The sequence below is a fragment of the Escherichia ruysiae genome (assembly GCF_031323975.1).
Classification (GTDB): domain Bacteria; phylum Pseudomonadota; class Gammaproteobacteria; order Enterobacterales; family Enterobacteriaceae; genus Escherichia; species Escherichia ruysiae.
Window position 1 is genome coordinate 2,920,285 of sequence record NZ_JAVIWS010000001.1, and the last position, 24,661, is coordinate 2,944,945.

A 24,661-nucleotide genomic window follows, 5' to 3' on the forward strand; every position below is an offset into this window, starting at 1 on the left:
AGGACATGCCATGAGAACACAGGTACAGGCTTTACGGAAGAAACAAAAAAATACATTGGATCAAATATTTAAATCTCCTGTTCCTCAAGGGATTAAGTGGTCTGATATAGAGTCACTGGTTAAAGCATTAGGCGGAGAAATTAAGGAAGGAAGAGGCTCGCGTTGTAAGTTCATACTAAATATGAGCGTTGCGTGTTTCCATCGGCCTCATCCGTCGCCAGATACCGATAAAGGCGCTGTAGAAAGCGTGCGTGACTGGTTACTAAGTATAGGGGTAAAACCATGATCAAACTGAAGACGCCAAATTCTATGGAGATTGCCGGGCAACCTGCTGTAATTACCTATGTGCCAGAACTGAATGCATTTCGTGGCAAATTCCTGGGCTTGTCAGGTTATTGTGATTTTGTCTCTGACAGCATTCAGGGGCTGCAAAAAGAGGGGGAGCTTTCCCTGCGAGAGTATCTTGAGGATTGTAAAGCTGCGGGTATTGAGCCTTATGCGCGTACAGAAAAGATTAAGACCTTTACGTTACGCTATCCAGAATCGCTGAGTGAACGCCTTAATAATGCGGCTGCGCAGCAACAAGTCTCTGTTAATACCTATATTATTGAAACGCTGAATGAGCGTTTGAATCATTTATAAATTTTAGCGGCGTTCATTACGCAGAACATCTGCCTTTACAGGATCTATCTATGCAACTGAACTTAATTTTATAAATTAAGTTCAGTTAATATCTTTTCTTTCCGCGTTTCAGAAATAACTCAATCTTCCTTCGGCAGGCACTGTAAATGCCCGTGTCGCACGCCGCGCTGGGCGATAACGTCATCGGCAAAATGTTGCACGTCACCCATGTCACCTTTCAGCACGGCGATTTCCAGACAGTCGTCGTGATTAATGTGGACATGCAGCGTGGCGACCGAGAGATCGTGGTGGTGATGCTGGGTGGAAACAATACGGCTGGCTAAGTCACGTTTTTCGTGCTCATACACATACGACAGCACTGCGAAACCTTGTGTGCCGTGCTGCTGGGTGGCCTCCTGCGCCAGGGCGCTGCGCAGAATATCGCGGATAGCTTCGGAACGGTTGTTATAGCCACGACGCTGGCTCAGGCTGTCCAGCGTCTCCAGTAAATCGTCATCAAGCGTGATGGTGACTCGTTGCATTTGCGTTAAACCTTTTCAGTGGCGCGACGGCGCACGGGGAATGCGGGTAATACCGCGTTTTGTAGCACACGTCCGGCGTCAGAGGAAAAAGTTAATTTCTCTCCCACCACCTGGGTTTCGACGATTTGTCCGTTGTCCATCACCATCACCCGCTGACAGAAACGTTCCACCAAGCGTAAGTCGTGGGTGATGAACAGGCAGGCGGTGCCAAACTGTTGTTGTAGCTTTTTCAGTAGACGAATGACGCCCGCTTGTAACACGAGATCAAGGTTAGAAACGGCTTCATCCAGAATCAGCAGTTTCGGTTCGACCGCCAGCGCGCGCGCCAGGCAGACGCGCTGGAGCTGACCGCCGCTTAATTGCGGTGGGCGTTTGTCGAGCACGCTGTCATCGAGATCTACCACCTTCAGCATTTCACTGGCGCGCGCCAGTTGTTCGGCTTTTTTCAGCGATAGCAGGTGGCGCATCGGTTCTCGCAGGATCTCGCGCACGGTTTTGCGTGGGTTAACGGCGCTGATGGAGTCCTGAAACACCATCTGAATATCACGGCGGAACGCTTTACGTTGCGCGCGATTGAGTTTCGCCAGCGGTTCGCCACGCCAGCTAATATTCCCTTGTGAGGGCGACTCTAAGCCTACCAGCAGCCGCGCGAGGGTACTCTTTCCGCAGCCACTGCGTCCCAGCAGGGCGACGGTTTCACCGCTTTTCAGGGTCAGAGAAACGTTATTGAGTACCGCCTGATGCTGGTGCTTACCGCTGAATCCACCGTGCGCATAGTGATGTGAAAGGTTGGAGACGTGAAGTAAAGTCATGATGCCAGCTCCATACCGTAGAGGGCGAGATGAGCGGAAACCAGGCTGCGCGTCACCGTATGTTTGGGGGCGTTAAACAGCGTTTCTACATCGCCCTGTTCAACAATCTTGCCGTGAGACATTACCGCCACATCGTCCGCCAGACGCGCTACTACGCCCATATCATGGGTGACCAGCAGCATCCCCGGCGCTTGTTTTTGCATAATGCTTTCCAGTAGATCGAGGATGCGCGCTTGCGCTACTACATCAAGGTCGGTGGTTGGTTCATCGGCGATGATAAACGGCGATTCGCACAGCACCGCCATCGCAATCATCATGCGCTGCAACATACCGCCGCTCATCTCGAACGGGTACAGCTTCAGCACGCGCGCGGCGTTTTCCAGCCCCACCGCTTCTATGGCAGCGATAAGCGTGGCGTCATCGGCGGGTTTCCCCAGTGCCAGGCAGGTTTCCCGCGCGTGGGTGTGCATGGTGTGCAGCGGATTAAAGGCGCTGCGCGGGTTCTGCATGATGGTGGCAATTTTGATACCGCGTAGCGCGCAAGGCGAAACCGGTTTGCCATCGGCTAAAATTTCCCCCGCCGTCTGGCGAACGCCAGCGGGCAGAATGCCCAGCGTCGCGGCGCAGGTCAGTGATTTCCCGCTGCCGCTACCGCCGACTAACGCCAGCACACGCCCGCGTTTAAGGGTTAACGATACGCCGTGCACCAGCGGCTGCGCGGCCTGTAGCGCGATATTACGTAGTTCAATCTGTTGCGGCATTAGTGTGCGTGCTCCGTCACCAGATGAGGGTCCAGATGATCGCGCAGTGCGTCACCCACCAGGTTAAAGGCCATCACGCTGATAAACAGCGCCAGCCCCGGCCAGAACATTTGCAGCGGCTGAGTCCAGATATACTGACGCGCGTCGTTAATCATCACGCCCCATTCGGCGGTCGGCGCGGTCACGCCAAGGCCGAGGAAGGACATCCCCGCGACGTGAAGCATCATATGGCCGATATCCAGCGTCGCCAGCACCAGCAGCGAGGGGATCACCGCACCTGCCAGATGATCAACAAACACCCGCACATGGCCCGCGCCAGAAAGCCGTGATGCCAGCACAAACTCGCGCTGGCGCAGTGAAATCACCAGGCTGCGCACCATGCGTGCATACCACGCCCAGTGCGACAGGGCGATGGCGATAATTACGTTGGTCAGCCCGGTGCCGAGCACGCCAACCATAAAGAACGACAGAATCGAGGTCGGGAAGGTCATAAACATATCGGCGACGCGCATGGTGGCCTGATCAACGCGTCCGCCAATCAGTCCGGCGCTGCCGCCAATAACCAGCCCTAATGTCAGCACCAGCAGCAGGCAGGCCATTACCGAACCGAGCGACACGCGGGTCGCCGCCATCAGCCGCGAGAAAATATCACGCCCTAAGTGATCGGTGCCCAGCCAGTGCTGCGCATCCGGCGAGAGCAGGCGCGACGGCAGATCAATCGCCAGTGGGTCATACGGCAGCCACCACTGGCTGGTGAGCGCAATCAGCGCCAGCAGGGCGATAATGATCAGCGCCAGGCGTACCGACCAGCGGGAAGAGAGGAAAAAGTTCACGCGTGTGCTCCTTCATGACGACGAATACGCGGGTCCAGCGCGGCGTTGAGTAAATCAACAATCAAATTACAGACCACAAAAACCACCACCATCATCAGCGTAAAGCATTGAATCACCGGATAGTCACGGTTAAAAATCGCCGACACCGCATAGCGTCCGACCCCCGGCCAGGCAAAGATGTTTTCGATAATCATCGTCCCGCCGATCAGTTCGCCGATGTGCATCCCCACGGCGGTGATCATCGGCAACGAGGCATTGCGCAGGATGTGATGGCGTTCGGTCTGTTTAGCGTTAAGCCCGCGCAGCCGTGCCCAGGTCACGTGACGCTGACCGGCGACGTCGAGCATACTGGCGCGCAGCAGTCGCGCGTTAATCGCCAGCGACATAAAGGCGATGGAAACCGCCGGCAAAATGATGTGCTGCCAGCCGCCGTAGCCCATCGCGGGTAGCCATTGCAGATACACCGAAAACGCCATCACCAGTAAAAACGCCAGCCAGAAGTTAGGCATTGAGACGCCAAGAAACGCGATGAAACGCACGGCGAAATCCGGCAGGCGGTCGCGATGGCGCGCCGCCCAGATACCGAGCGGCACGGAAGTGAGCAGAATTAACACCAGCGCGGCACCTGCAAGTTCCAGCGTGGCGGGCAGGAAGTTCAGCATATCGTCGAGCACCGGGCGTTGGCTGGCGAATGAGATACCAAAGTCAAGATGCAGCGCCTTCCACAACCAGGTGCCGTACTGGACGTACAGCGGCTGATCCAGTCCCAGCATGGTGCGGGTAGAGGCCAGCATCTCCGGCGTCGGCGGCAGGTTAGACAGACGCAAATAGTCGAGCGCCGGGTCGCCGGTACCGAGGCGCAGCATCAGAAAAATGATCACCGAGGCGGCGAGCACCATCGGGATCAGCAGCAGAAAGCGGCGTAATACGTAACGCAACATTAAGGTTTCACCGGTTTAATCTGTTCGAACGGAATTTCGGTGGCGATCGGCGCGTAGGGGATGTTACCCAGATCCGGTTTTGATACCACCATCATTGAGATGTAACTGATAGGCAGATAAACCGCCTCGTCATGCAGACGGGTCAGAATGTCGCGATACAGCGCCTGACGTTGCGTTTCGTCATGGGTCGCCAGCACTTCGCCGATCTCTTTATCAATCAGCGGCTTGTCGGCTAATCCTTGCTGTGCCTGGAAGTCAGCGTGCGACGGTACGCGCATTGAACTCAGGAAGGCGTGTGGATCGTATGGCGCGCCCCAGGTGCGGTGGAAAATCATGCCAAAACGACCGTCACGCTGACGAGCATAGATACTGCTCTCTTCTTCGCCAATCAGCGAGACATCTGCGCCAATCTGGCGCATATCAGCCTGAATGATTTCCGCCATCGATTTGCTTAACGCATCGGTGCCGATGAACGAAAGTTCAATGCGCAGCGGCTGACCATTTTTCTCGCGGATGTCTTTGCCCGCAGGCAGCGTCCAACCGGCTTTTTCCAGCAACGCTTTCGCTTTTTGCGGATCGTACTGGCGTGGCTTCAGGCCGAGATTAGCGTAGGGCACAGAAGGGGCAAACAGGGTGTCGGCGACCTGCTGGGTGCCATATAACGCGTTATCAATCAGCGATTTTTTGTTTACCGCGTAATTAAGAGCTTCACGTACTGCCAGCTCGTTGGTGGGGGCTTTGGCGGTATTGAGCGCCAGCATCACGGTTTCGATCGGCTGTGACAGTTGGGTGTGGTAAGCCGGGTTCTGGCTAAAGCGGGCGAAGGTATCGAGCGGTAATAACCCTTCGTTTCCGTACAGCAGGTCGATATCGCCAGTTTCAAACGCCACCGCGCGGGTAGTCGGGTCCGGGATCACGTTAAAGGTGATCTTTTTAATCGCCGGCTTTTCGCCCCAGTAGTTTTCGTTACGGACGAAGACATCGTACTGATTCAGTTTCGATTCCTGCAAAACCCACGGCCCGGTGCCAATTGGCGCTTTAATCCCGTTCATGGTTTCATGGTTTTTAAACTGCGAGGGGGCGATAAAGCGGAAAGGGCGGGGCAGAGCCAGTTCTTGCAGGAAAGGATAGTAGGCGCTTTTCAGGGTGATTTGCAGCTCCGTTTTACTGAGTGCTTTAACATCAACAATCTGGTTTGCCAGCTCCAGCCAGGCGTGACGTTGGCGGTTATCGAGCACTGCGCGGAAGTTTTCTGCCGCCGCCTCGGCATCGAACGGTTCACCGTTGGAGAATTTCACGTCATCACGCAGGGTGAAGGTCCAGGTTTTACCATCTTCCGAATGGATCCAGCTTTTTGCCAGCCACGGCATCACCGAACCATCTGCCTGGTATTTCACCAGCGGTTCATAAACCATGCTCTGGGCGAACATCTGGTTAGGCGTGTAAAGGTGCGGGTTTAGTGGCCCGACATTCACCGGCCAGGCGGTGGTGATTTCATCTGGCGCGGCAGCATGGACGATAAAAGACGCACAAGCCAGCAGCGCAAATAGAGTGCGGTGGAGTGTGGAGAACATAGTAGCCCCAATGGATAAATAGTTGGCGAAATAAGTATGGCGACGATTCGCTATGTTGAAATCTGGTAGTGACTCTGCATATGCGGCCTGGGTGCGGCCTGTTCCCCTCACCCTAACCCTCTCCCCAGAGGGGCGAGGGGATGGTCCGTGCGCTTTTGTGGCTGCAACTGCAATCGCCACTTATTGCACGGTGTGCCCCCTCTCCCCAGAGGGGCGAGGGGATGGTCCGTGCGCTTTTGTGACTGCAACTGCAATCGCCACTCATTGCACGGTGTGCCCCCTCTACCCGAAGGGGCGAGGGGACGAGCCGTACGCTTTTGTGGCTGCAACTGCAATCGCCACTCATTGCACGGTGTGCCTCCTCTACCCAAAGGGGCGAGGGGATGGTCCGTGCGCTTTTGTGGCTGCAACTGCAATCGCCACTCATTGCACGGTGTGCCCCCTCTCCCTTTCAGGGAGAGGGTTGGGGTGAGGGTAAAATACGGTGATAATCCCACTACCTTCCCTAAAAACGGGGAAAACTGCGCCCGCTCATGTTGAGTCATCGATTTCAAGTATGACGATTTTAAGTATTCGTCATACTGATAACCTGTTCTGGATCAATAGATGGGCAGTCGGGTGGGCGGATCAGTTAAGCGAATCGACCCATTGCACCGCGTCGGTGGTGAGCGTAAAGGGGGTAGGGGTGCAGATCGCCAGACTTAAATTTTCAAGCTGACAATGGCTGACAGACAGCGAGGACTGATAGGTGCTGTCTACGCTGACGATTTGCCAGGCGCTGCCGCCACGCTGTTTAACGATGGCTTCTTTGCGTGTCCAGATGCGCCAGAACATTTCCAGTTGCTGATCAGGATGCACGGCGTCCATTTCGGCATGTTCCCCGAGGCTAAACACCGTGTTTGCCAGCCAGTGCCAGTTGGCGCGCGGGCGAATCACTTCGATATCGCAGCCAACTTCGCCTTCATCGCTCAACAGCAGGGCGATATCGTCACCGCTATGACTTAAGTTGAACCATAGCGGGGTTTCCGGCGCGAATGCGGGTTTGCCCTGTTCACCGTAGATGATGTCCGGTAGCGGAGAAAGCACGTGTGAAAGCAATGCACGTCCCGCCAGCCAGCGTTCGCGTCGTGGACCTTGCGGTGCTTGATCGCGTAAAGCCGGTGGCAGTGGAACTGCGCTTAAGGTCGAAACTTTCCCCAGAACTATCCGATACATATCAGAGCCAACGTTTAATGGAAAAGGAAAGTGCGTATCGTATCACTTGTCGCCTCATCCCGGTAACCGACTTTTCGGTCGTCCCGGTCCCAGTAAAATCGCCAGTTTGCTGCCGCCTTTGGTGGTTTCCATCCAGATTTTACAGACGCTGGTTAATGGCACCGAAAGCAACATACCCACCGGACCGAGTAACCATCCCCAGACCAACAAAGAAAGAAATACCACCAGAGTGGACATTCCCAGTCGATGCCCCATCATCCGTGGCTCTAAAATATTGCCGATGACCATATGGACAACTAAAAACAGTGCACCGACCAGAATACATTCGTAAACGCCATTAAACAGCAACACCTGAATCATTGGCGGTACGGCGGAGATCACCGCGCCAATATTGGGAACGTAGTTGAGCAAAAACGCCAGTACCGCCCACATCAGCGCAAACTGTACGCCCATTAGCGCCAACCCCAGCCAGACGATGACGCCTGTCCATAAACTGAGCAGCGTCTTCAATGCAAGATAGTGCGAAACACCTTTTAAGGCGCGGTGTAGTCCGGCGATGTGAATCTGTGGATTATTCAACGCAAAACGCATTTTGTAAGGCACGTGGCGCACTTCAAACAGCATGAAAACTACGGTCATCACCAGCAGAAGCACGCTCGCCATTGCGCCGGAAAGCCCGGTCATCAGCGCAGTGGTGAAGGCGACAACTTTTTCCGAATCCATCCGCTGAAGCATTCGTTCGGGCGACATATGCAGATTAAGAAACGGTAACATCTCTTGTAATTTAAACAGCTTACGGGTCAGTTCCTTATTAAACTTCGGCAGCATAGAGATAAATTCGTTAAACGATGCCGCCAGTACGCCGACCAGCGCAGTAAGTGCTATCAGCATCACCACCACCACAATGGTAATGGCAATGGGGCGTTGTACTCCACGACGAATAAACCAGGTGACCAGCGGATTGAGGACAATGGCGAAAAAGAGCGCCAGTAGCAGTTGCACAATGATATCTGCCGCTGCGTGAATGCCGGCGAGAATCACTACCAGCGAGGCCAGCTTGAGCAGAATATGCATTCCTGTTTTATCCGGTTGAAGGGTTTCCATTGGGGCTTCCTTGTGACTTTTTGTATTAAGTGTAGCGGGAGTCACGCCAGCAATATTCTGATTCTTACTGCTGATTTTCACGCCAGCCCGTGGTAAAAATGAAACACTGTTGTAAAAATGTGGTGATCCTCATGCCCGAACCCGTTGCCGAACCCGCGCTAAACGGATTGCGTCTTAACCTGCGCATTGTCTCCATTGTCATGTTTAACTTCGCCAGCTACCTCACCATCGGGTTGCCGCTCGCCGTATTGCCGGGCTATGTCCATGATGTGATGGGATTTAGTGCCTTCTGGGCGGGTTTAGTTATCAGCCTGCAATATTTCGCTACTTTGCTGAGTCGTCCACATGCCGGGCGTTACGCCGATTTGCTGGGACCCAAAAAGATAGTCGTCTTCGGGTTGTGCGGCTGCTTTTTGAGCGGGCTGGGGTATCTGACAGCAGGATTAACCGCCAGCCTGCCCGTCATCAGCCTGTTATTACTTTGCCTGGGGCGCGTGATCCTCGGAATTGGACAAAGTTTTGCCGGAACCGGATCGACACTGTGGGGCGTTGGCGTGGTTGGCTCGCTGCATATCGGGCGGGTAATTTCGTGGAACGGCATTGTCACTTACGGGGCGATGGCGATGGGCGCGCCGTTGGGCGTGCTGTTTTATCACTGGGGCGGGTTGCAGACGCTGGCATTAATCATTATGGCCGTGGCGCTGGTGGCTATTTTGTTGGCGATCCCGCGTCCGTCGGTGAAAGCCAGCAAAGGCAAGCCACTGCCGTTTCGCGCGGTGCTTGGGCGCGTCTGGCTGTACGGCATGGCGCTGGCACTGGCTTCTGCCGGATTTGGCGTCATCGCCACCTTTATCACACTGTTTTATGATGCTAAGGGCTGGGACGGTGCGGCTTTCGCGTTGACGCTGTTTAGTTGTGCGTTTGTCGGTACGCGACTGTTATTCCCTAACGGCATTAATCGTATCGGCGGCTTAAACGTGGCGATGATCTGCTTTAGCGTTGAGATAATCGGCCTGCTATTGGTTGGCGTAGCCACCGTACCGTGGATGGCGAAGATCGGCGTCTTACTGGCGGGGGCGGGTTTTTCGCTGGTGTTCCCGGCACTGGGCGTGGTGGCGGTAAAAGCAGTTCCGCAACAGAATCAGGGGGCGGCGTTGGCAACCTATACCGTGTTTATGGATTTATCGCTGGGCGTGACCGGACCACTGGCTGGGCTGGTGATGAGTTGGGCTGGCGTGCCGGTGATTTATCTGGCGGCGGCGGGGCTGGTAGCAATCGCGTTATTGCTGACGTGGCGATTAAAAAAACGGCCTCCGGAACACGTTCCTGAGACCGTCTCATCATCTTAAAACTTACTGAATAACCAGCGTATTAATGATGTTTTCTGCGGTGGTCTGCGCTTTTTGCTGATCGTCAGCAGGCAGCGTGATTTGCATGGTCAGCAATTGATTACCCACGTTACCCAGAATGACGGAAGAGTACGCCGTCTGGCCTTTCGCGGAGATAATGCTGTCTAACTGCTGCATTTTGTGACCTTTCAGCTCAATAGATTTGTTGGTCACCACTTGCAGTTGCGGATCGCGGCTACGTTGCTGATCTTCCAGACGCTTCGCCAGCACACCCAGATCTTCTTTCGGGTCATCGCCCATGATGACGATGACTGCTTTCTGCCCGGTGGCGTCGGACCAGACGTGCATGTTATTGGCTTGCGTTCCCAGCTTACCGCTCTGGTCGGTCATATCTGCTGGCAGCGAGAAACTTAGCTTGCCATCAAGCAGGTTGACGGGATTTGCGGCAGCGTTACTTTCCGCGACAGTGCCTTCCGCCGTAGCGTTAGTGTCTTTATCATCACAGGCCGCAAGCCCCATAACCAGCAGGCCAATTCCGACATATTTAACCAGATTGCGCATTGACTTCTTCCTTATCGATAAACGGCCATAACGGCTCATTCATCCATCTTATCACAACTCTGATAACGAACCTTTAACTGGCCTGCAAAGCGTTGATTTCGGATTTATCTGCCAGTCTTTTCAATAGCATATTGAGTAATACGCCATACATTGGCAGGAAGAAAACGATACTGATTAACACTTTGAAACAGTAATCGACCAGCGCGATTTCCATCCAGTGTTCAGCCATAAAGGCATCCGGGCTACGCCAGAAGGCAATGAAGAAGAAGGCCAGCGTGTCGCTGACGTTACCAAACAGGGTGGAGGCCGTCGGAGCCAGCCACCAGTGACGACTCTGACGCAGGCGGTTAAAAACGTGCACGTCGAGGATCTGCCCCAGCGCGTAGGCCATAAAGCTGGCGGTAGCGATACGGGCGACAAACAGGTTGAAGTGGGCGAGAACGCCGAATCCCTGCCATGAACCCATATAAAACAGTGATGAGATGACGTAGGAGATCAGCAACGCGGGGATCATCACCGCAAAGATGATGCGACGAGCCAGCGGCGCGCCAAAAACACGCACAGTCAGGTCGGTAGCAAGAAAAATAAACGGAAAGCTAAACGCGCCCCAGGTGGTATGAAAACCGAAAATAGAGACCGGAAGCTGTACCAGATAGTTACTGGAGGTGATCACCAACAGGTGAAATAACGATAACCAGAACAACGCCTTATAGCGTTGAGTTTGTGAGAAAACGTTCATATTGTACCTTTTTGATTAGCCATTGGGGTGAGGGAACCCAATACGTACGACACGCCTGTTACCTTAACATAATAACGTGCTTACCCTTTTTTCGAGCCGCCGCATGATACTGCTTTGGCTTGACAATGCAATGGTTAATTTTCACGCAATCGTTAACCTGGTTTGCTAACGGACTCACAGGGCGTAAACTAGCGCCGTTTTTTTATGTGATGAGAAGAAAATGACCGATCTCTTTTCCAGCCCTGACCACACACTCGACGCACTTGGCCTGCGCTGCCCGGAACCGGTGATGATGGTGCGCAAAACGGTGCGCAATATGCAGCCAGGCGAAACGTTGCTGATTATTGCCGATGATCCGGCCACGACCCGCGATATTCCTGGGTTTTGTACCTTTATGGAACATGAACTGGTCGCCAAAGAGACGGATGGACTGCCTTATCGTTATTTGATTCGTAAAGGCGGTTAATGGGGCAGATTGGCTTCGATGCCGCCTTTTCCCCTCACCCTCTCCCCAGAGGAGCGAGGGGATCGATCGCGTCCAATTTTGCGATCGGTTTGCAGGCTGTCCCCATTACTTTCTGCGCAACAATCTTAACGCATTCGCCGTCACCAGCACCGTTGCTCCCGTATCTGCCAGCACAGCCAGCCACAGGCCGGTTATTCCTAAAATCGTGGTGACAAGGAAGATCCCTTTCAGCCCCAGCGCAATGGTGATGTTCTGGCGGATATTAGCGTGAGTGGCGCGTGCCAGTTCAATCATTTGCACCAGGCCGCGCAGGTGGTTATGGGTTAATGCTGCGTCGGCGGTTTCCAGCGCCACGTCTGTGCCACTGCCCATTGCAATCCCAATAGCTGCTGCTTTCATTGCTGGCGCGTCGTTAATACCGTCACCGACCATCGCCAGCGGCGCGTGTTGGTTCAGCTCGGTCACCGCTTTGACTTTATCTTCCGGTAGTAATCCGGCTTTAAATTCCAGCCCCAGTTCACCGGCAATGGCTGCCGCTGCGCGTGGATTATCGCCGGTGAGGATCACCCCTTTGACGCCCAGAGAGTTCAGTTCACTGATGGCAGTGGCGGCATCGGCGCGCAGGGTATCCTGCAATGCAATGACACCCAGCACGTCATCGTTACGCACTACCAGCACTACCGTTTGCCCGGCGCTTTCCAGTTCGTTAATCAAACCGGCAAATGCCTCGGCTGGATGTTTCCCGGCAGCGCATATCAGCACCCGCTCTCCGTTGACCTGCGCTTCAATGCCAGAGCCGACCAGCGCCCGCTGTGACTGGGCGGCGGGAATGGCGAGTGCAGCAACCTGTGCTTCACGAATGATGGCTTGCGCCAGTGGATGCGTTGCGCCTTGCTCGACCGCCGCCGCCAGCGCCAGCAGTTCAGATTCGCTAACGCCCGTTGCCGGATGAATCGCGGTAACGCGCGGTTTACCGACGGTCAGCGTACCGGTTTTATCAAATGCGACCTGGGTGACACGACCTAACTGCTCCAGCGCCGCGCCGCCTTTAATTAACGCTCCACGACGTGCCGCTGCTGCCAGTCCGGAGGTAATCGCCGCAGGCGTGGAGATAACTAACGCACACGGGCAACCAATCAGCAGCAGCGTCAGGCCTTTATAAATCCACTCCTGCCAGCTTGCGGCAAATAGCAGTGGTGGCACCAGCGTTACCAGCAGGGCGACGGCCATAATCGCGGGTGTGTAGATACGGCTAAAACGGTCGATAAACCGCTCAATGGGGGCGCGGCGTTCTTCAGCCTCTTCGATCAGCTTCAGAATGCGGTCAATGGCGCTGGCACCCGGTTCTGACAGCACTTCCAGCGTCACCAGACGGTCTACGCTGGTGGCGCCTGCAGGAACTTTATCGCCCGTTGCGCGCTCCACCGGAATGGATTCGCCGGTCAGGGCGCTTTCATCAAAACTGGCAAACGGTGAGAGCAGTTTACCGTCGGCAGGCAAACGCCCACCTGCCGCAACTTCAATCACATCGCCAGGGCGCAGGCTATTGATCGCCACCTCTTCCCGCTCACCGTTACGCAGACACGTGGCGGTTTCTGGCTTCAGCGCCATTAACGCGCTGACCCCTTGACGTGCGCGGCTGGCGGCCCAGCCTTCCAGTCGTTCGCCAATCAAAAACAGCAGCAACACCATCGCAGCTTCTGCCGTTGCGCCAATAAACAGCGCACCAATGGCGGCTACGCTCATTAAGGTTTCAATGGCGAAGTAGCTGCCGGATTTGATCAGCCGTAATGCCTGACGAGCAATCGGGTACAGACCAACCAGCGTGGTCGCGATAAACGCCAGTTGACCGAACGGATGATTAAATTGTTCCAGACCCCAGCTGATTGCCATCATCACGATTAGCATAATCAGCGGCAGATTCTCTTTCAGGCGTGATGCTTGCGGTTCGTCGGCGGCCTGTTCATCGCGCAGGGAATAGCCTGCTTTTTGCACCGCCGATTCAACTTGCGCACGGATGTCATTGTCGGCATCGACCACCAGTTTTTCGGTGGCGAACAACACCTGCACCTGATTCACACCTGCAAGCTGGCGCACGGCATTTTCCACTTTGCGTGCGCAGGCGGCACAGTCCATGCCGCTGACTTTCCAGCTATAGCGGGTGCCGGAGACGTTTTCAGAGAGTGTTGGCGTGCTGGAACATGCGCCGTCGCAGCAACAGTCGTTGGCATTCTGTGCCGGGGTTAGCGGTTTGAACGCGGCAAATTGAGGGGCTTTTTTGCCGTGATTGTCGGGAGTCGACATGGCATCCTCCGGTTAAGTTTTTCTCATTAACCGAAGGATACACTCTGGAGTCGACTCCAGAGTCAAGTTTTATCAGAGATACAGCGAGCGGACGATGAGGAAGTGACCGGCAAAGTAGCAAGCCGCAGCAATGGCGTTATCCGCACGGAAGCGGCGGCGATAGTGGCTACCCAGCCAGACAAAGTTACTGATAAACAGCAACGAAGCGCCCATAAAGGCCGAGAGTGCCGGAGCCGTCGGGCGGAAGAACCACAATTCACCTGCCAGCCACACCATCACCAGCGTCATACCGATAAAAGTACAGACAGGCCAACGGAACTCCTCCAGACGCGTCCAGATAATGACCAGCAATAGCGCGCCCAGAACCAGCAGTACCAGTGGCAGAGGCCAGAAGAAAGAGAGCGTCATCTGGCTGGCGAAATAGATGGTGTACAACAGGTGTGAGAGGAAAAATGCGCCGATAGCGTACATCAGACGCTGACGTGGCAATAGCGTTAGCGCATCGCCCAGCAGTGAGGCACACAGCCCCGCCAGCACAAGATAGCTAATAGCGTCGAACATCGGCGCTTGCCACGCCAGCAATAGCAGGAGAAGAAGGGTTAACGGTTTAAATACCCAGCGTTGCCAGGTTGGCCCACGGTACGATGCATCCACAGATAGCCATGCGGAAAGACAGACAGCGATAAACGACCAAAGCATCTTAGTTCCTTGAATTCGTTATTTTTTCGTAAGCGGAATGCCTACGGTCTTGCTATTCAGTTTAGTGGCGAGGATGGACGGATGACAACACCATAACTGGCAGGGTATGCTTATTTCCGCATTTTCCGATGAGGGATAAAGATGAGCAAACCACCTCTTTTCTTTATTGTTATCATTGGCTTAATTATCGTCGCCGCATCGTTTCGTTTTATGCAACAGCGGCGGGAAAAAGCTGATAATGATATGGCACCGCTCCAGCAAAAGCTGGTGGTGGTGAGTAACAAGCGGGAAAAACCGATTAACGATCGACGTTCGCGCCAGCAGGAAGTGACTCCGGCAGGCACCAGTATGCGCTATGAGGCGAGCTTCAAACCGCAAAGCGGCGGACTGGAGCAGACGTTCCGCCTCGACGCCCAGCAGTACCATGCCCTGACAGTGGGCGATAAAGGTACACTGAGCTATAAAGGAACGCGCTTTGTCAGCTTTGTTGGCGACAAATAAGATTATTTTTTAACTTTAAATTTCTTCTGCCAGACCAGCAGTTCAAACACGCCGAAAAGGAAAATACGTACCTTTTCGGCGGTGGTCATCTGCGGGCCATCTTTCGACAAGGTCGATTTTAACAGCGCCAGTTGCATACCATGCATCAGCACGGTAAAAATCAGCGCCACGTTAACGAAAATATTCAGCGGGCGTGGGAATGGTTGAAAAAGATTGAGGATCAAAAATCCCCAAACGCAGAGCATTAACAAACGTCCAATATTAACCAGCATCACTTTCTCCTTGTGTTTCACGCTGATACAGCCGATAAGCGACCTGACCAGCCACTTTTTCGCGATATAACGACCAGTTGGCAGGAACGGCGGGCAGGCCATTTTCTACTTCACTTTCAACATATACCCAGGCTTCATCAGCCAGCCAACCGTTGTTTTCCAGTAAATTAATGGTTTCTTCCAACAAGCCACGGCGGAACGGAGGGTCAACAAACACAATATTATGCGGCGTTCCTTTTTGCATTAGAAAAGACATCGCATTGGTGTTCACGACTCGCGCATTGCCTGCTTTCAGCGTCGCGAGATTCTTGGTTAATTGCTGAGATACCGCGCGATCCATCTCAACCAGAGTAGCTTCCGCAGCGTAGCGTGACAAGGCTTCCAGCCCCAGCGCACCGCTACCTGCGAAGCAGTCCAGGCATTGCGCATCAACAATGACCGGCGCCAGCCAGTTAAACAGCGTTTCGCGCACGCGATCGGTGGTAGGACGTAGACCTGGGCTATCAGGAACCGGGAGTTTACGGCCTCGCCACTGCCCACCAATAATGCGGATTTGACCGCTGCCGGAATGATTCGGTTTTTTCATGGTAAATTGCTCAATCCGCCAGATAACACATACTTGCAGGCGGTGATGTGGATTAAGTTAAGTGGTAGACTATTTCATCATTTTTTTAGCTGCTATGTACATAGCGTTAACGCTGTGCCATGAAGCAACAGCGAGGAGTGTAGTCGCAGATGGCGAAAGAAAAAAAACGTGGCTTTTTTTCCTGGCTGGGCTTTGGTCAAAAAGAGCAGACCCCGGAAAAAGAGACAGAAACCCAAAACGAACAACCGGTTGTAGAAGAAATCGTCCAGGCGCAAGAGCCTGCGAAAGTTGCTGAACAACCCGTTGAAGAACAGCCGCAGGCGCATACTGAAGCTGAGGCGGAAACTTTTGCTGCCGACGTTGTGGAAGTCACTGAACAGGTTGCCGAAAGTGAAAAAGCGCAACCTGAAGCGGTTGTCGAGCCGGAAGTTATTGCAGAACCGGAGCCGATAGTTGAAGAAACGCCAGCGTCGGTAGTTGAACCTGAAGTCACGCCAGAGCCAGTGGCTATCGAGCGTGAAGAGCTGCCGCTGCCAGAAGACGTTAAAGTCGAAGAAGTTTCGCCAGAAGAGTGGCAGGCCGAAGCGGAAACCGTGGAGATTGTCGAAGCGGCGGAAGAACAAGCAGCGAAAGAAGAAATCACCGACGAAGAGCTGGAAGCACAGGCGCTGGCCGCTGAAGCGGCAGAAGAGGCGGTGATGGTCGTTCCTCCGGCAGAAGAAGATCAGCCGGTGGAAGAGGTAGCCCAGGAGCAGGAAAAACCAACCAAAGAAGGTTTCTTCGCTCGCCTGAAACGCAGCCTGCTGAAAACTAAAGAAAACCTCGGTTCCGGATTTATCAGCCTGTTCCGTGGTAAAAAAATCGACGATGATCTGTTTGAAGAGCTGGAAGAGCAATTGCTCATCGCCGATGTGGGCGTGGAAACCACGCGCAAAATCATCACCAATCTGACTGAAGGCGCGACCCGCAAACAGCTTCGCGATGCTGAGGCGCTCTACGGTCTGCTGAAAGAAGAGATGGGTGAGATTCTGGCGAAGGTCGATGAACCGCTGAATGTCGAAGGTAAAACACCGTTCGTGATTCTGATGGTAGGCGTCAATGGCGTGGGTAAAACCACGACTATCGGTAAGCTGGCGCGTCAGTTTGAACAACAAGGTAAATCGGTCATGCTGGCGGCGGGCGATACTTTCCGTGCAGCAGCGGTTGAACAGCTTCAGGTCTGGGGTCAGCGCAACAATATTCCGGTGATTGCCCAGCATACCGGCGCGGATTCCGCCTCAGTTATCTTCGACGCTATTCAAGCCGCTAAGGCGCGTAATGTTGATGTCCTGATTGCCGATACCGCCGGACGCTTGCAGAACAAATCGCACCTGATGGAAGAGCTGAAGAAAATCGTCCGCGTGATGAAGAAACTCGACGTTGAAGCGCCGCATGAAGTTATGCTGACTATCGATGCCAGCACTGGGCAGAATGCGGTAAGCCAGGCCAAACTGTTCCATGAAGCCGTCGGCTTAACCGGCATCACGTTAACTAAACTGGACGGCACGGCGAAAGGCGGAGTAATTTTCTCGGTGGCTGACCAGTTTGGTATTCCTATTCGCTATATTGGTGTCGGCGAACGTATTGAGGATTTGCGTCCGTTTAAGGCGGACGACTTTATAGAGGCACTTTTTGCCCGAGAGGATTAACAATGATTCGCTTTGAACATGTCAGCAAGGCTTATCTCGGTGGGAGACAGGCGCTGCAGGGCGTTACGTTCCATATGCAGCCGGGTGAGATGGCGTTTCTGACCGGTCATTCCGGTGCAGGGAAAAGTACCCTCCTGAAGCTGATCTGTGGGATTGAGCGGCCCAGCGCCGGGAAAATCTGGTTTAGCGGCCATGACATCACGCGTCTGAAAAACCGTGAAGTTCCGTTTCTGCGCCGCCAGATTGGCATGATTTTCCAGGATCACCATCTACTGATGGATCGTACTGTCTACGATAATGTGGCGATCCCGTTGATTATCGCCGGTGCCAGCGGTGACGATATTCGTCGTCGTGTATCGGCGGCGCTGGATAAAGTCGGGCTACTGGACAAAGCGAAGAACTTTCCGATTCAGCTTTCTGGCGGTGAACAACAACGCGTTGGCATTGCCCGCGCGGTGGTTAACAAACCAGCGGTACTGCTGGCGGACGAACCGACCGGTAACCTTGACGACGCGCTGTCGGAAGGCATTTTACGTCTGTTTGAAGAGTTTAACCGCGTTGGGGTAACGGTATTGATGGCAACGCACGACATCAACCTGATTTCGCGGCGTTCCTATCGTATGCTCACCCTGAGCGATGGTCACTTGCATGGAGGCGTGGGCCATGAATAAGCGCGATGCAATCAATCATATCCGGCAGTTTGGCGGACGTCTGGATCGCTTCCGTAAATCGGTCGGCGGCTCAGGCGACGGTGGTCGTAACGCGCCGAAACGCCCGAAATCCTCGCCAAAACCGGTAAATCGCAAAACTAACGTTTTCAACGAACAGGTGCGTTATGCGTTCCACGGCGCTTTGCAGGATCTCAAAAGCAAACCGTTCGCTACGTTTTTAACGGTGATGGTCATCGCCATTTCCCTGACGCTGCCAAGCGTCTGCTACATGGTGTACAAAAACGTTAACCAGGCGGCGACGCAGTATTATCCCTCACCGCAAATCACCGTTTATCTGCAAAAAACGCTGGACGATGACGCAGCAGCGGGTGTGGTGGCACAGTTACAGGCCGAACAGGGCGTGGAGAAAGTGAACTATCTTTCTCGTGAGGACGCGTTGGGCGAGTTCCGTAACTGGTCTGGTTTTGGCGGCGCGCTGGACATGCTGGAGGAAAACCCACTTCCGGCTGTGGCGGTGGTGATCCCAAAACTCGATTTTCAGGGGACGGAGTCGCTGAATACGTTGCGTGATCGCATCACGCAAATTAACGGCATCGATGAAGTACGAATGGACGATAGCTGGTTTGCCCGTCTGACCGCACTGACTGGGCTGGTAGGGCGTGTTTCGGCGATGATCGGCGTGCTGATGGTGGCGGCAGTGTTCCTGGTTATCGGCAACAGCGTGCGTCTGAGCATATTTGCCCGCCGCGACTCCATCAACGTGCAGAAACTGATTGGCGCGACGGATGGTTTCATACTTCGCCCGTTCCTGTATGGTGGCGCGCTGCTGGGATTTTCTGGCGCATTACTGTCATTAATTTTGTCAGAAATTCTGGTGCTGCGTTTGTCATCGGCGGTTGCGGAAGTGGCGCAGGTATTCGGAACGAAGTTTGATATCAATGGTTTATCGTTCGATGAATGCCTGCTGCTGCTGCTGGTGTGTTCGATGATTGGCTGGGTGGCAGCATGGCTTGCCACGGTACAACATTTACGGCACTTTACGCCGGAATAATAAAATCGTGTTATACTCTTTCCCTGCAATGGGTTCCGTAGCAGGGAAAGAGACCCCGTTGTCTCTTCCCGGTATTTCATCTCTATGTCACATTTTGTGCGTAATTTATTCACAAGACAGCATTGAACTTGTGGATAAAATCACGGTCTGATAAAACTGTGAATGATAATCTCGTTGCTCTTAAGCTCTGGCACAGTTGTTGCTACCACTGAAGCGCCAGAAGATATCGATTGAGAGGATTTGAATGACTGACAAAATGCAAAGTTTAGCTTTAGCCCCTGTTGGCAACCTGGATTCTTACATCCGGGCAGCTAACGCGTGGCCGATGTTGTCGGCTGACGAGGAGCGGGCGCTGGCTGAAAAGCTGCATTACCATGGCGATCTGGAAGCAGCTAAAACGCTGATCCTGTCTCACCTGCGGTTTGTTGTTCATATTGCTCGTAATTATGCGGGCTATGGCCTGCCACAGGCGGATTTGATTCAGGAAGGTAACATCGGCCTGATGAAAGCAGTGCGCCGTTTCAACCCGGAAGTGGGTGTGCGCCTGGTCTCCTTCGCCGTTCACTGGATCAAAGCAGAGATCCACGAATACGTTTTGCGTAACTGGCGTATCGTCAAAGTTGCGACCACCAAAGCGCAGCGCAAACTGTTTTTTAATCTGCGTAAAACCAAGCAGCGTCTGGGCTGGTTTAACCAGGATGAAGTCGAAATGGTGGCTCGCGAACTGGGCGTAACCAGCAAAGACGTCCGTGAGATGGAATCGCGTATGGCGGCACAGGACATGACTTTTGACATGTCTTCCGACGACGATTCCGACAGCCAGCCGATGGCTCCGGTGCTCTATCTGCAGGATAAATCATCTAACTTTGCCGACGGCATTGAAGATGATAACTGGGAAGAGCAGGCGGCAAACCGTCTGACCGACGCGATGCAGGGTCTGGACGAGCGTAGCCAGGATATCATCCGCGCGCGCTGGCTGGACGAAGACAACAAGTCCACATTGCAGGAACTGGCTGACCGTTACGGCGTTTCCGCTGAACGTGTACGTCAGCTGGAAAAGAACGCGATGAAAAAACTTCGCGCTGCCATTGAAGCGTAATTTCCGCTATTAAGCAGAGAACCCTGGATGAGAGTCCGGGGTTTTTGTTTTTTGGGCCTCTACAATAATCAATTCCCCCCCTCCGGCAAAACGCCAATCCCCACGCAGATTGTTAATAAACTGTCAAAATAGCTATTCCAATATCATAAAAATCGGGTATGTTTTAGCAGAGTATGCTGCTAAAGCACGGGTAGTCATGCATAAAACGAAATAAAGTGCTGAACAACAACATCACAACACACGTAATAACCAGAAGAATGGGGATTCTCAGGATGAACATAAAGGGTAAAGCGTTACTGGCAGGATGTATCGCGCTGGCATTCAGCAATATGGCTCTGGCAGAAGATATTAAAGTCGCGGTCGTGGGCGCAATGTCTGGTCCGGTGGCACAGTATGGTGACCAGGAGTTTACTGGCGCAGAACAGGCGGTTGCGGATATCAACGCCAAAGGCGGCGTTAAAGGCAACAAACTGCAAATCGTAAAATATGACGATGCCTGTGACCCGAAACAGGCCGTCGCGGTGGCGAACAAAGTGGTTAACGACGGCATTAAATATGTCATTGGTCACCTCTGTTCTTCATCAACACAGCCAGCGTCTGACATTTATGAAGACGAAGGCATTTTAATGATCACCCCAGCGGCAACCGCGCCAGAGCTGACTGCCCGTGGCTATCAGCTGATCCTGCGCACCACCGGTCTGGATTCCGACCAGGGGCCGACGGCGGCAAAATATATTCTTGAGAAAGTGAAACCGCAGCGTATTGCTATCGTTCACGACAAACAACAGTACGGCGAAGGTCTGGCGCGTGCGGTGCAGGACGGCCTGAAGAAAGGCAATGCTAACGTAGTGTTCTTTGATGGCATCACCGCCGGGGAAAAAGATTTCTCGACGCTGGTGGCACGCCTGAAGAAAGAGAATATCGACTTCGTTTACTACGGCGGTTATCACCCGGAAATGGGGCAGATCCTGCGTCAGGCGCGCGCGGCGGGGCTGAAAACTCAGTTTATGGGGCCGGAAGGTGTGGCTAACGTCTCGCTGTCTAATATCGCGGGCGAGTCAGCGGAAGGACTGCTGGTGACCAAGCCGAAGAACTACGATCAGGTTCCGGCGAACAAACCGATTGTTGACGCGATCAAAGCGAAAAAACAGGATCCAAGCGGCGCATTCGTCTGGACCACCTACGCGGCGCTGCAATCTTTGCAGGCGGGGCTGAATCAGTCTGACGATCCGGCGGAGATCGCCAAATACCTGAAAGCGAACTCGGTTGATACGGTGATGGGGCCACTGACCTGGGATGAGAAAGGTGACCTGAAAGGCTTTGAGTTCGGTGTGTTTGACTGGCACGCCAACGGCACGGCGACCGATGCGAAGTAACAGATAGATAAATGAAAATGCCCGATGAGCTGAACCGCCATCGGGTTTTTTTGTGTTTGTCGAAATGGTTGTAGAAAGATTAAACAATCCAGGATATGCTTAATGTACGGTAGAATTCCGTACATATTTATAAGTAGCAGGAGAGTTTACATGTCTGCTGTTAAAAAGCAGCGTATCGATCTGCGTTTAACTGACGATGACAAAAGTCTAATTGAGGAAGCGGCGGCGATATCTAATCAGTCCGTCAGCCAATTTATGTTGAATAGTGCCTCGCAGCGGGCTGCAGAAGTGATTGAACAGCATCGGCGAGTGATCCTTAATGAGGAGTCCTGGACGCGGGTGATGGATGCGCTGAGTAATCCGCCGTCACCAGGTGAAAAGTTAAAACGTGCGGCAAAACGTCTTCAGGGAATGTAATAATTTATGGATGATCTGACGATAGAGATTCTGACCGATGATGCAGATTATGATCTACAGCGATTCGACTGCGGCGAAGAAGCCTTAAATCTCTTTCTGACGACACATCTGGTTCGTCAGCATCGCAATAAAATTCTGCGAGCGTACATCCTTCGTGCCAACACGGCAGAACGTCAGGTCCTGGGATATTACACATTATCCGGCAGTTGTTTTGAACGAGCCGCATTGCCCTCGAAATCGAAACAGAAAAAAATTCCCTACAAAAATATTCCCAGCGTCACTCTTGGGCGTCTGGCAATTGATCGTTCAATACAGGGGCAGGGATGGGGAGCAACACTGGTTGCTCATGCCATGAAAGTCGTCTGGTCAGCCTCTTTAGCGGTAGGTATTCACGGTCTTTTTGTCGAGGCGCTGAATGAAAAAGCCCATACGTTTTATCAGTCGCTGGGCTTTATCCCGTTGGTCGGAGAAAACGAAAATGCGTTATTTTTCCCAACCAAATCCATAGAACTGCTTTTTACACAGAGCGATTAACGCTTCTCCCAGCCGCCCTGCTGTGCCGTAAACCCCTGTGCTTGCATAAACCCTGTCATCACGCCGCGATCTTCCACGCCAGCATCCGCCATCCACCAGTATGAAACGCCGGGATTATCACGTAACACTTCTTCCAGCAGATATTGCCCTACTCCGCGTCGGCGGGTGACTTCCCGTACACGCAGGGAATCCATCGCTCCCTCGGTGCCGCTTAAGGTTACTCGCACGGCAGCGAGCAGGCGCTCGTTAAAACGCGCGGCGTAAATACGGTGGGAATCGTCAACCTGTAAAGAGGAAGGAGAATACTCCGGCCAGATCTTTTGCAGGTCAATCCGATCCTGGTCGCTAAAGTTTTCTAATCGAATGATGGTCAGCTTCATGGGGAACCCGTACAAATCACAAAAGTGGAACCAGTGTAGCGAAATAATTTAATCGGAGGCTTTCTCTTTTTTATTTCTTTTGGCAGGTGATTAATTTTTTTTCAGCAATAATTACAAATTAAAAACATTATAGAATGAAAATTGTCCAGCATAATCCCCTGAATGGTAGTGAATTATTCCGCCCTTTGTACCGTTATTTTATGCTGACAACGGCGCTTTTTTCTGTTTATCTATCAATTAATTCAGAATATTATCTGTTCTTAATCGACTGAAAAATAGAGATTTTAATCGATATCATCATAAAAAACTGCGCTAAACCCTTAATCGGACAGGCAAAAACAGCGCAGTATAAAAAAGAACAGTCTGATTTGTTAACACATAAAAAACAAAGCAACACAACATTACGAGTGGGGATTTTTGACTATGAAACGGAATGCGAAAACTATCATCGCAGGGATGATTGCACTGGCAATTTCACACACTGCTTTAGCCGACGATATTAAAGTTGCCGTTGTCGGCGCGATGTCCGGCCCGATTGCCCAGTGGGGTGATATGGAATTTAACGGCGCGCGTCAGGCGATTAAAGACATTAATGCCAAAGGGGGAATTAAGGGCGATAAACTGGTTGGCGTGGAATATGACGACGCCTGCGACCCAAAACAAGCCGTTGCGGTCGCCAACAAAATCGTTAACGACGGCATTAAATACGTTATTGGCCATCTGTGTTCCTCTTCTACCCAACCTGCGTCAGATATCTATGAAGATGAAGGTATCCTGATGATCTCGCCGGGGGCGACTAACCCGGAGCTGACTCAACGCGGTTATCAACACATCATGCGTACTGCCGGGCTGGACTCTTCCCAGGGGCCAACGGCGGCAAAATACATTGTTGAGACGGTGAAGCCTCAGCGCATCGCCATCATTCACGACAAACAACAGTATGGCGAAGGGCTGGCGCGTTCGGTGCAGGACGGGCTGAAAGCGGCTAACGCCAACGTCGTCTTCTTCGACGGCATTACCGCTGGCGAGAAAGATTTCTCCGCGCTGATCGCCCGCCTGAAAAAAGAAAACATCGACTTTGTTTACTACGGTGGTTACTACCCGGAAATGGGGCAGATGCTGCGCCAGGCGCGTTCCGTTGGCCTGAATACTCAGTTTATGGGGCCGGAAGGTGTAGGTAATGCGTCGCTGTCGAACATTGCCGGCGATGCCGCCGAAGGCATGTTGGTCACCATGCCAAAACGCTATGACCAGGATCCGGCAAACAAAGGCATCGTTGATGCGCTGAAAGCGGACAAGAAAGATCCGTCCGGACCTTATGTCTGGATCACCTATGCGGCGGTGCAATCTCTGGCAACTGCCCTTGAGCGTACCGGCAGCGATGAGCCGCTGGCGCTGGTGAAAGATTTAAAAGCAAACGGTGCAAACACCGTGATTGGGCCGCTGAACTGGGATGAAAAAGGCGATCTGAAGGGATTTGATTTTGGTGTCTTCCAGTGGCACGCCGACGGTTCATCCACGGCAGCCAAGTGATCATCCCACCGTCCGTGAAATGCGGGCGGGTT

Annotated in this window: 28 protein-coding genes; 13 read left to right on the forward strand and 15 right to left on the reverse strand. The window is 53.1% G+C overall.

The features are described from left to right. Positions 1-10 precede the first annotated feature (10 nt). Together RGV86_RS14055 and RGV86_RS14060 are read left to right on the forward strand one after the other, a co-directional pair. On the forward strand, positions 11-286 hold the full coding sequence (locus tag RGV86_RS14055; RefSeq protein ID WP_001260301.1) for a type II toxin-antitoxin system HicA family toxin: 276 nt from the start codon (positions 11-13) through the stop codon (positions 284-286). Then, a complete protein-coding gene (locus RGV86_RS14060) occupies positions 283-642 on the forward strand; it encodes a type II toxin-antitoxin system HicB family antitoxin (RefSeq protein WP_000593555.1) in 360 nt (119 codons plus the stop codon). The genes RGV86_RS14055 and RGV86_RS14060 overlap by 4 nt, the downstream gene beginning before the upstream one ends. A 119-nt stretch (positions 643-761) precedes the next feature. On the opposite strand, the gene nikR is transcribed toward RGV86_RS14060, so the two are convergent. From nikR to RGV86_RS14100, 8 genes are all read right to left on the reverse strand, one after another. After that, the gene (gene nikR, locus RGV86_RS14065; RefSeq protein ID WP_001190062.1) at positions 762-1,163 is read right to left on the reverse strand and encodes a nickel-responsive transcriptional regulator NikR; all 402 of its coding nucleotides are present in this window, start codon (positions 1,161-1,163) and stop codon (positions 762-764) included. 5 nt (positions 1,164-1,168) lie between these two features. Next, positions 1,169-1,975: a nickel import ATP-binding protein NikE gene (gene nikE / locus RGV86_RS14070; RefSeq protein ID WP_085461358.1), complete on the reverse strand. Its 807-nt coding sequence runs from the start codon at positions 1,973-1,975 to the stop codon at positions 1,169-1,171. Beyond that, positions 1,972-2,736 (reverse strand): nickel import ATP-binding protein NikD, encoded by a 765-nt coding sequence (gene nikD / locus RGV86_RS14075; protein WP_032226702.1) that lies wholly within the window; start codon positions 2,734-2,736, stop codon positions 1,972-1,974. The genes nikE and nikD overlap by 4 nt, the downstream gene beginning before the upstream one ends. After that, positions 2,736-3,569 carry a nickel ABC transporter permease subunit NikC gene (gene nikC, locus RGV86_RS14080; protein ID WP_001008947.1) on the reverse strand — a complete coding sequence of 278 codons (834 nt, stop codon included), beginning with the start codon at positions 3,567-3,569 and terminating at the stop codon, positions 2,736-2,738. The genes nikD and nikC overlap by 1 nt, the downstream gene beginning before the upstream one ends. Beyond that, entirely contained in the window at positions 3,566-4,510 is a 945-nt protein-coding gene (gene nikB / locus RGV86_RS14085) for a nickel ABC transporter permease subunit NikB (RefSeq protein WP_085461357.1), read from the reverse strand. The genes nikC and nikB overlap by 4 nt, the downstream gene beginning before the upstream one ends. Continuing rightward, entirely contained in the window at positions 4,510-6,084 is a 1,575-nt protein-coding gene (nikA, locus tag RGV86_RS14090) for a nickel ABC transporter substrate-binding protein (RefSeq protein WP_085461356.1), read from the reverse strand. The genes nikB and nikA overlap by 1 nt, the downstream gene beginning before the upstream one ends. A gap of 627 nt (positions 6,085-6,711) precedes the next feature. Beyond that, positions 6,712-7,299 carry a 4'-phosphopantetheinyl transferase AcpT gene (gene acpT, locus RGV86_RS14095; protein WP_000285798.1) on the reverse strand — a complete coding sequence of 196 codons (588 nt, stop codon included), beginning with the start codon at positions 7,297-7,299 and terminating at the stop codon, positions 6,712-6,714. Positions 7,300-7,353: 54 nt separating this feature from the next. Next, positions 7,354-8,403 (reverse strand): AI-2E family transporter, encoded by a 1,050-nt coding sequence (locus tag RGV86_RS14100; protein ID WP_010348517.1) that lies wholly within the window; start codon positions 8,401-8,403, stop codon positions 7,354-7,356. A gap of 98 nt (positions 8,404-8,501) precedes the next feature. Between RGV86_RS14100 and RGV86_RS14105 the strand changes: the two genes are divergently transcribed. Continuing rightward, positions 8,502-9,752 (forward strand): MFS transporter, encoded by a 1,251-nt coding sequence (locus tag RGV86_RS14105; protein WP_123058185.1) that lies wholly within the window; start codon positions 8,502-8,504, stop codon positions 9,750-9,752. A 3-nt stretch (positions 9,753-9,755) separates the two neighbouring features. Here the strand turns inward: RGV86_RS14105 and dcrB are convergent, their stop codons facing one another. Both dcrB and RGV86_RS14115 read right to left on the reverse strand, forming a co-directional pair. Continuing rightward, on the reverse strand, positions 9,756-10,313 hold the full coding sequence (dcrB, locus tag RGV86_RS14110; protein ID WP_001245287.1) for a phage sensitivity protein DcrB: 558 nt from the start codon (positions 10,311-10,313) through the stop codon (positions 9,756-9,758). Positions 10,314-10,386: 73 nt separating this feature from the next. After that, entirely contained in the window at positions 10,387-11,052 is a 666-nt protein-coding gene (locus tag RGV86_RS14115; RefSeq protein WP_085461355.1) for a 7-cyano-7-deazaguanine/7-aminomethyl-7-deazaguanine transporter, read from the reverse strand. Positions 11,053-11,272: 220 nt separating this feature from the next. Here RGV86_RS14115 and tusA point away from each other — a divergent pair, with 220 nt between their 5' ends. Then, the gene (tusA, locus tag RGV86_RS14120) at positions 11,273-11,518 is read left to right on the forward strand and encodes a sulfurtransferase TusA (protein WP_000130621.1); all 246 of its coding nucleotides are present in this window, start codon (positions 11,273-11,275) and stop codon (positions 11,516-11,518) included. A gap of 105 nt (positions 11,519-11,623) precedes the next feature. On the opposite strand, the gene zntA is transcribed toward tusA, so the two are convergent. Further along, positions 11,624-13,822, reverse strand: a complete 2,199-nt coding sequence (gene zntA, locus RGV86_RS14125; protein WP_085461354.1) for a Zn(II)/Cd(II)/Pb(II) translocating P-type ATPase ZntA — start codon at positions 13,820-13,822, stop codon at positions 11,624-11,626. A gap of 72 nt (positions 13,823-13,894) precedes the next feature. Continuing rightward, positions 13,895-14,521 carry a lysoplasmalogenase gene (locus RGV86_RS14130; RefSeq protein ID WP_085461353.1) on the reverse strand — a complete coding sequence of 209 codons (627 nt, stop codon included), beginning with the start codon at positions 14,519-14,521 and terminating at the stop codon, positions 13,895-13,897. 141 nt (positions 14,522-14,662) lie between these two features. Here RGV86_RS14130 and RGV86_RS14135 point away from each other — a divergent pair, with 141 nt between their 5' ends. Beyond that, positions 14,663-15,022 (forward strand): DUF2500 domain-containing protein, encoded by a 360-nt coding sequence (locus RGV86_RS14135; RefSeq protein ID WP_000042879.1) that lies wholly within the window; start codon positions 14,663-14,665, stop codon positions 15,020-15,022. A 2-nt stretch (positions 15,023-15,024) separates the two neighbouring features. On the opposite strand, the gene RGV86_RS14140 is transcribed toward RGV86_RS14135, so the two are convergent. Both RGV86_RS14140 and rsmD read right to left on the reverse strand, forming a co-directional pair. Next, positions 15,025-15,294 carry a DUF1145 family protein gene (locus RGV86_RS14140; RefSeq protein WP_309508491.1) on the reverse strand — a complete coding sequence of 90 codons (270 nt, stop codon included), beginning with the start codon at positions 15,292-15,294 and terminating at the stop codon, positions 15,025-15,027. After that, positions 15,284-15,880: a 16S rRNA (guanine(966)-N(2))-methyltransferase gene (gene rsmD / locus RGV86_RS14145; protein ID WP_309508490.1), complete on the reverse strand. Its 597-nt coding sequence runs from the start codon at positions 15,878-15,880 to the stop codon at positions 15,284-15,286. Before rsmD ends, RGV86_RS14140 begins: the two co-directional genes overlap by 11 nt. 149 nt (positions 15,881-16,029) lie before the next feature. Between rsmD and ftsY the strand changes: the two genes are divergently transcribed. The 7 genes from ftsY (at position 16,030) to ataT (ending at position 22,716) form a co-directional block, all read left to right on the forward strand. Further along, positions 16,030-17,568: a signal recognition particle-docking protein FtsY gene (ftsY, locus tag RGV86_RS14150; RefSeq protein ID WP_001040605.1), complete on the forward strand. Its 1,539-nt coding sequence runs from the start codon at positions 16,030-16,032 to the stop codon at positions 17,566-17,568. A gap of 2 nt (positions 17,569-17,570) precedes the next feature. Continuing rightward, entirely contained in the window at positions 17,571-18,239 is a 669-nt protein-coding gene (gene ftsE / locus RGV86_RS14155; protein WP_000617723.1) for a cell division ATP-binding protein FtsE, read from the forward strand. Beyond that, on the forward strand, positions 18,232-19,290 hold the full coding sequence (ftsX, locus tag RGV86_RS14160) for a permease-like cell division protein FtsX (protein ID WP_001042014.1): 1,059 nt from the start codon (positions 18,232-18,234) through the stop codon (positions 19,288-19,290). The genes ftsE and ftsX overlap by 8 nt, the downstream gene beginning before the upstream one ends. Positions 19,291-19,534: 244 nt before the next feature. Continuing rightward, the gene (gene rpoH / locus RGV86_RS14165) at positions 19,535-20,389 is read left to right on the forward strand and encodes an RNA polymerase sigma factor RpoH (RefSeq protein WP_000130220.1); all 855 of its coding nucleotides are present in this window, start codon (positions 19,535-19,537) and stop codon (positions 20,387-20,389) included. Positions 20,390-20,661: 272 nt separating this feature from the next. Continuing rightward, positions 20,662-21,765: a branched chain amino acid ABC transporter substrate-binding protein LivJ gene (gene livJ / locus RGV86_RS14170; RefSeq protein ID WP_001022009.1), complete on the forward strand. Its 1,104-nt coding sequence runs from the start codon at positions 20,662-20,664 to the stop codon at positions 21,763-21,765. Positions 21,766-21,915: 150 nt separating this feature from the next. Next, positions 21,916-22,182, forward strand: coding sequence for a type II toxin-antitoxin system antitoxin AtaR (ataR, locus tag RGV86_RS14175; RefSeq protein ID WP_001277103.1), 267 nt, complete (start codon positions 21,916-21,918; stop codon positions 22,180-22,182). 6 nt (positions 22,183-22,188) lie between these two features. After that, on the forward strand, positions 22,189-22,716 hold the full coding sequence (gene ataT / locus RGV86_RS14180) for a type II toxin-antitoxin system toxin acetyltransferase AtaT (protein WP_032226690.1): 528 nt from the start codon (positions 22,189-22,191) through the stop codon (positions 22,714-22,716). Here ataT and panM read toward each other — a convergent pair. Then, positions 22,713-23,096 carry an aspartate 1-decarboxylase autocleavage activator PanM gene (panM, locus tag RGV86_RS14185; RefSeq protein ID WP_085461351.1) on the reverse strand — a complete coding sequence of 128 codons (384 nt, stop codon included), beginning with the start codon at positions 23,094-23,096 and terminating at the stop codon, positions 22,713-22,715. The genes ataT and panM overlap by 4 nt on opposite strands. A 423-nt stretch (positions 23,097-23,519) precedes the next feature. Here panM and livK point away from each other — a divergent pair, with 423 nt between their 5' ends. Next, positions 23,520-24,629 carry a high-affinity branched-chain amino acid ABC transporter substrate-binding protein LivK gene (livK, locus tag RGV86_RS14190; protein ID WP_085461350.1) on the forward strand — a complete coding sequence of 370 codons (1,110 nt, stop codon included), beginning with the start codon at positions 23,520-23,522 and terminating at the stop codon, positions 24,627-24,629. The last annotated feature ends 32 nt before the right edge of the window (positions 24,630-24,661 follow it).

What these genes read in the sequence shown, in the direction of transcription:
- panM (WP_085461351.1), bottom strand. Translation starts at nt 23,096, where the DNA reads ATGAAGCTGACCATCATTCGATTAGAAAACTTTAGCGACCAGGATCGG.
- rsmD (WP_309508490.1), bottom strand. Translation starts at nt 15,880, where the DNA reads ATGAAAAAACCGAATCATTCCGGCAGCGGTCAAATCCGCATTATTGGT.
- ataR (WP_001277103.1), top strand. Translation starts at nt 21,916, where the DNA reads ATGTCTGCTGTTAAAAAGCAGCGTATCGATCTGCGTTTAACTGACGAT.
- RGV86_RS14055 (WP_001260301.1), top strand. Translation starts at nt 11, where the DNA reads ATGAGAACACAGGTACAGGCTTTACGGAAGAAACAAAAAAATACATTG.
- nikR (WP_001190062.1), bottom strand. Translation starts at nt 1,163, where the DNA reads ATGCAACGAGTCACCATCACGCTTGATGACGATTTACTGGAGACGCTG.
- rpoH (WP_000130220.1), top strand. Translation starts at nt 19,535, where the DNA reads ATGACTGACAAAATGCAAAGTTTAGCTTTAGCCCCTGTTGGCAACCTG.
- RGV86_RS14060 (WP_000593555.1), top strand. Translation starts at nt 283, where the DNA reads ATGATCAAACTGAAGACGCCAAATTCTATGGAGATTGCCGGGCAACCT.
- tusA (WP_000130621.1), top strand. Translation starts at nt 11,273, where the DNA reads ATGACCGATCTCTTTTCCAGCCCTGACCACACACTCGACGCACTTGGC.
- ftsE (WP_000617723.1), top strand. Translation starts at nt 17,571, where the DNA reads ATGATTCGCTTTGAACATGTCAGCAAGGCTTATCTCGGTGGGAGACAG.
- RGV86_RS14115 (WP_085461355.1), bottom strand. Translation starts at nt 11,052, where the DNA reads ATGAACGTTTTCTCACAAACTCAACGCTATAAGGCGTTGTTCTGGTTA.
- ataT (WP_032226690.1), top strand. Translation starts at nt 22,189, where the DNA reads ATGGATGATCTGACGATAGAGATTCTGACCGATGATGCAGATTATGAT.
- dcrB (WP_001245287.1), bottom strand. Translation starts at nt 10,313, where the DNA reads ATGCGCAATCTGGTTAAATATGTCGGAATTGGCCTGCTGGTTATGGGG.
- ftsY (WP_001040605.1), top strand. Translation starts at nt 16,030, where the DNA reads ATGGCGAAAGAAAAAAAACGTGGCTTTTTTTCCTGGCTGGGCTTTGGT.
- RGV86_RS14105 (WP_123058185.1), top strand. Translation starts at nt 8,502, where the DNA reads ATGAAACACTGTTGTAAAAATGTGGTGATCCTCATGCCCGAACCCGTT.
- RGV86_RS14100 (WP_010348517.1), bottom strand. Translation starts at nt 8,403, where the DNA reads ATGGAAACCCTTCAACCGGATAAAACAGGAATGCATATTCTGCTCAAG.
- RGV86_RS14130 (WP_085461353.1), bottom strand. Translation starts at nt 14,521, where the DNA reads ATGCTTTGGTCGTTTATCGCTGTCTGTCTTTCCGCATGGCTATCTGTG.
- zntA (WP_085461354.1), bottom strand. Translation starts at nt 13,822, where the DNA reads ATGTCGACTCCCGACAATCACGGCAAAAAAGCCCCTCAATTTGCCGCG.
- RGV86_RS14135 (WP_000042879.1), top strand. Translation starts at nt 14,663, where the DNA reads ATGAGCAAACCACCTCTTTTCTTTATTGTTATCATTGGCTTAATTATC.
- livK (WP_085461350.1), top strand. Translation starts at nt 23,520, where the DNA reads ATGAAACGGAATGCGAAAACTATCATCGCAGGGATGATTGCACTGGCA.
- nikB (WP_085461357.1), bottom strand. Translation starts at nt 4,510, where the DNA reads ATGTTGCGTTACGTATTACGCCGCTTTCTGCTGCTGATCCCGATGGTG.
- acpT (WP_000285798.1), bottom strand. Translation starts at nt 7,299, where the DNA reads ATGTATCGGATAGTTCTGGGGAAAGTTTCGACCTTAAGCGCAGTTCCA.
- nikD (WP_032226702.1), bottom strand. Translation starts at nt 2,736, where the DNA reads ATGCCGCAACAGATTGAACTACGTAATATCGCGCTACAGGCCGCGCAG.
- livJ (WP_001022009.1), top strand. Translation starts at nt 20,662, where the DNA reads ATGAACATAAAGGGTAAAGCGTTACTGGCAGGATGTATCGCGCTGGCA.
- nikE (WP_085461358.1), bottom strand. Translation starts at nt 1,975, where the DNA reads ATGACTTTACTTCACGTCTCCAACCTTTCACATCACTATGCGCACGGT.
- RGV86_RS14140 (WP_309508491.1), bottom strand. Translation starts at nt 15,294, where the DNA reads ATGCTGGTTAATATTGGACGTTTGTTAATGCTCTGCGTTTGGGGATTT.
- ftsX (WP_001042014.1), top strand. Translation starts at nt 18,232, where the DNA reads ATGAATAAGCGCGATGCAATCAATCATATCCGGCAGTTTGGCGGACGT.
- nikA (WP_085461356.1), bottom strand. Translation starts at nt 6,084, where the DNA reads ATGTTCTCCACACTCCACCGCACTCTATTTGCGCTGCTGGCTTGTGCG.